General features: G+C 60.8%; 3 protein-coding genes and 1 riboswitch. Of the genes, 2 read left to right on the top strand and 1 reads right to left on the bottom strand.

What is annotated here, in order from left to right:
- Positions 1-71: 71 nt before the first annotated feature.
- A complete protein-coding gene (locus tag FEM54_RS28715) occupies positions 72-1,250 on the bottom strand; it encodes an acetyl-CoA acetyltransferase (RefSeq protein WP_138453871.1) in 1,179 nt (392 codons plus the stop codon).
- A gap of 130 nt (positions 1,251-1,380) precedes the next feature.
- Between FEM54_RS28715 and FEM54_RS28710 the strand changes: the two genes are divergently transcribed.
- On the top strand, positions 1,381-1,953 hold the full coding sequence (locus FEM54_RS28710; protein WP_138453870.1) for a LuxR C-terminal-related transcriptional regulator: 573 nt from the start codon (positions 1,381-1,383) through the stop codon (positions 1,951-1,953).
- 81 nt (positions 1,954-2,034) lie between these two features.
- Positions 2,035-2,202: riboswitch (yybP-ykoY riboswitch) on the top strand.
- A gap of 12 nt (positions 2,203-2,214) precedes the next feature.
- Positions 2,215-2,778 (top strand): manganese efflux pump MntP, encoded by a 564-nt coding sequence (gene mntP / locus FEM54_RS28705; RefSeq protein WP_138453869.1) that lies wholly within the window; start codon positions 2,215-2,217, stop codon positions 2,776-2,778.
- Positions 2,779-3,187 lie beyond the last annotated feature (409 nt).

The raw sequence follows: 3,187 nt of genomic DNA, 5'->3' as shown, positions 1-3,187 counted from the left end.
CCCTCAAACAACGCCGGGCGTTGCGGATCGCGGCGCTGGGTGTCGTGCAGCCAGTTGGCAATGTTCATGGTTCAGCTCCGACGCGCGTGCAGCACCGAGGCATAGTTGGCTACGGCCATCCCGCCCATATTGAACACCAGGCCGAATTCGGGGTTGGGTACCGCCAGGCCGATCGGCTCGCCGGTCAACTGGCGAAACGCCAGGGCATGCATCGACACACCGGTGGCGCCCACCGGATGCCCCTTGGCCTTGAGCCCGCCGGACAGGTTCACCGGCAACCGCCCGCCCACGCGCACCACACCGCTGTCGAGCACACGGTGCCCCTCACCCTTGGGCGCCAGGCCCATGGCCTCGTAGATCAGCAGCTCAGCGATGGTGAAGCAGTCATGCACCTCGGCGAAGCTCAGGTCGGCCAGGGTGATATTCGCCCCGCGCAACGCCGTATGGATCGCGCGTTGCGGGCCTTCAAAGGCGAGGATGTCGCGCTGGGCAATCGGCAGGCAATCGTTGACCTGGGTCAGTGTACGAATCTGCACATCACGGCGAAACGCCCGCGCGCGCTTGGGCGAGGCCAGGATGATCGCGGCGGCGCCGTCGCTGATCAGCGAGCAGTCGGTAAGGCGCAGCGAATCGGCCACAAACGGGTTGCTCTGGGACACGTTGTTGCAGTGCTCGAAATCCATCACCCGGTGCATCTGTGCCAGCGGGTTGGCCATGGCGTTGGAGTGGTTCTTGGTGGCGATGGCCGCCATCGAGCCCAACGGGCAGTGGTAGCGCTCGGCATACTGGCGCGCCGCACGGCCGAACAGCTGCGGGAAACTCAAGCCCGCTTCGGCCGGGTCGTTCTGATAACCGGCGCCGGCCAAGGCCTGGGTCACCTCGGCGGTGGTGGTGTGGGTCATTTTTTCCGCGCCCACCACCAATACCAGCTCGGCACTGCCTGACAGGATCGCCTGGACCCCGGCCAGGATTGCCGCCGAGCCGGACGCGCAGGCGTTTTCACAGCGGGTCGCCGGTTTGAAGCGCAGCCCAGGGTCGGCCTGCAGCAGCAGCGAGGCCGGGAACCCGTCGGGCACCAACCCGGAGTTGAAGTGGCCAAGGAACAACGCGTCGATCTCGCTCGCGTCAATCGCCGCGTCCTTCAGGGCTTCGCGGGTGACCTGTACGATCAGATCCTCCAGGCGGGTGCCTTCAAGGCGACCAAAACGTGAATGACCGGCAGCAACAATGGAGACGCAATCAGCTGGCATAATCAATTTCTTCTATTTTTGGCGCGGACATTTACCTACAATGACCCACCGTTGGGCGCGCGCCAATTCGTGCAACTACTTACATGGCTAAGTAGCCCCAGTTGAGAAAAGCGACGAGGCAGGATGCCCAATGAACGCGTTTGCACAGCAGTTCCACGACATAGAACGCCTGGCGTTCCAGCTCTCCCCCGCGCCGCAACTGGTCACCCGCAACCGCGTAATGGTCGACTGTAATGAGGCTTTCCTGCAGTTGTTCGGCTATTCGCGCGACGCATTGGTCAACCAACTGACGCTGCTGATCTACCCTTCCCAGGCTGACTACCACGCCATTGGCAAGCGCAGCCATGAATGGCTGCTGGAAAGCGAAAACGGCTTTTACTCCGACGAACGTTTCATGCAGCACCACAACGGCGAAGTGTTCTGGGCCAGGTCCCACGGCTACACCCTCACGCCCAAAGACCCGTTCAAGCTGATGATCTGGCACTTCGAACGCCTGGACCGCACCCACCAAGGCACCGGCGACCTCACGCCACGGGAGCGGGAAATCGCCATGCACATCGTCAATGGCCTCAAGTCCAAGGAAATAGCCCTACGCCTGGCGATCTCCCACCGCACGGTGGAGGTGCACCGGGCGCGCTTGATGAGAAAGTTGCAGGCCAAGACGGTGGTGGAATTGGTGTCGAAAATTATTATGGTGGCGTGACAGTCGTAGAACTTTGCCGGACGTCGCCCAGCGGAATTTGCAGGGCATTGACAGTTTTTTCATATCTGGCCAGCTATGCTGCGGCCCTTCGTTGGGGAGTAACCGGCTTCTGACCCGTTCAGAAGCGTTCGTATCAACATATTCGGCAACCTGCCGTGGTACGAACACCGTTGTGGTTGGTGAGACCAGCGACACATCCATGCCTAAAGTCGGGCGTGTGGTTGTGTCGTTGACTCATACAGCCCGACTGGAAGCCTTACCGTGAACCCCATTTCTCTTATTCTTCTCGCCCTGGCCATGTCCACGGACGCCTTTGCGGCGGCCATCGGCAAAGGCTCCAGCCTGCACAAACCACGCTTGGTCGAAGCGCTGCGCGCCGGCCTGATCTTTGGTGTGATCGAAGCCATCACGCCCATGATCGGCTGGGCCATCGGCCACGCCGCCACGCGCTGGGTGGAGGACTGGGACCACTGGATCGCCTTTACCCTGCTGGTGGCGCTGGGCTTGCACATGATCTGGAACGGGCTCAAGGCCGATGACGATGAGGTGGAGAAACCCAGCCAGCATTCGTTCATGATTCTCGCAGTAACAGCTTTTGCCACCAGCATCGATGCACTGGCGGTGGGCGTAGGCCTGGCGTTTGTCGACGTGAATATTCTGGTGGCTGCGGCGGCAATCGGCCTGGCGACGATGACCATGGTGACCATCGGCATGATGCTTGGGCGGGTGTTGGGGACGGTGGTGGGCAAACGCGCCGAGATGGTCGGCGGCGTGGTGCTGATGCTGGTGGGTGCGACGATACTCTACGAGCACTTGTCGGCGTGAAGTTTACGAGACTTAAGTCCTGAACAGCTATATGTGGGAGCTGGTTTGCCTGCGATGGCGGTCGTTTGGTGGGGTACATATCCGTTGCTGCGGTAACGGCTGAGTAGGGTTCCGCTCTTACAGCGGGTCACTTTTGTAAAGACACAAAAGTAACCAAAAAGTCTTCGCCCCAACACTCGGTGCCTCGCTATGGCTCGGCATGCCCGCAATCCGCCAGTGATTTGGGGGGCCGCCGCGATGGGCCATCCTTGGCCCAGCGCGGCTAAACCGGCATCCCTGCCGGTTTACCCCCCAAATCACTGTCGAATTCCGGCCATCGTGTTTGACGGGGCGATTTCAGATCAAGATCAAGATCAAAAGCGCAGATCAAAAGACCGCTGACTTCGTCATCGAAAAGGATGTAAGGGCC

It is taken from the genome of Pseudomonas edaphica (assembly GCF_005863185.1).
Classification (GTDB): Bacteria; Pseudomonadota; Gammaproteobacteria; order Pseudomonadales; family Pseudomonadaceae; genus Aquipseudomonas; species Aquipseudomonas edaphica.
Note: the sequence above shows the minus strand (reverse complement) of the source record. Positions and strands in the feature narration are given on the sequence as shown.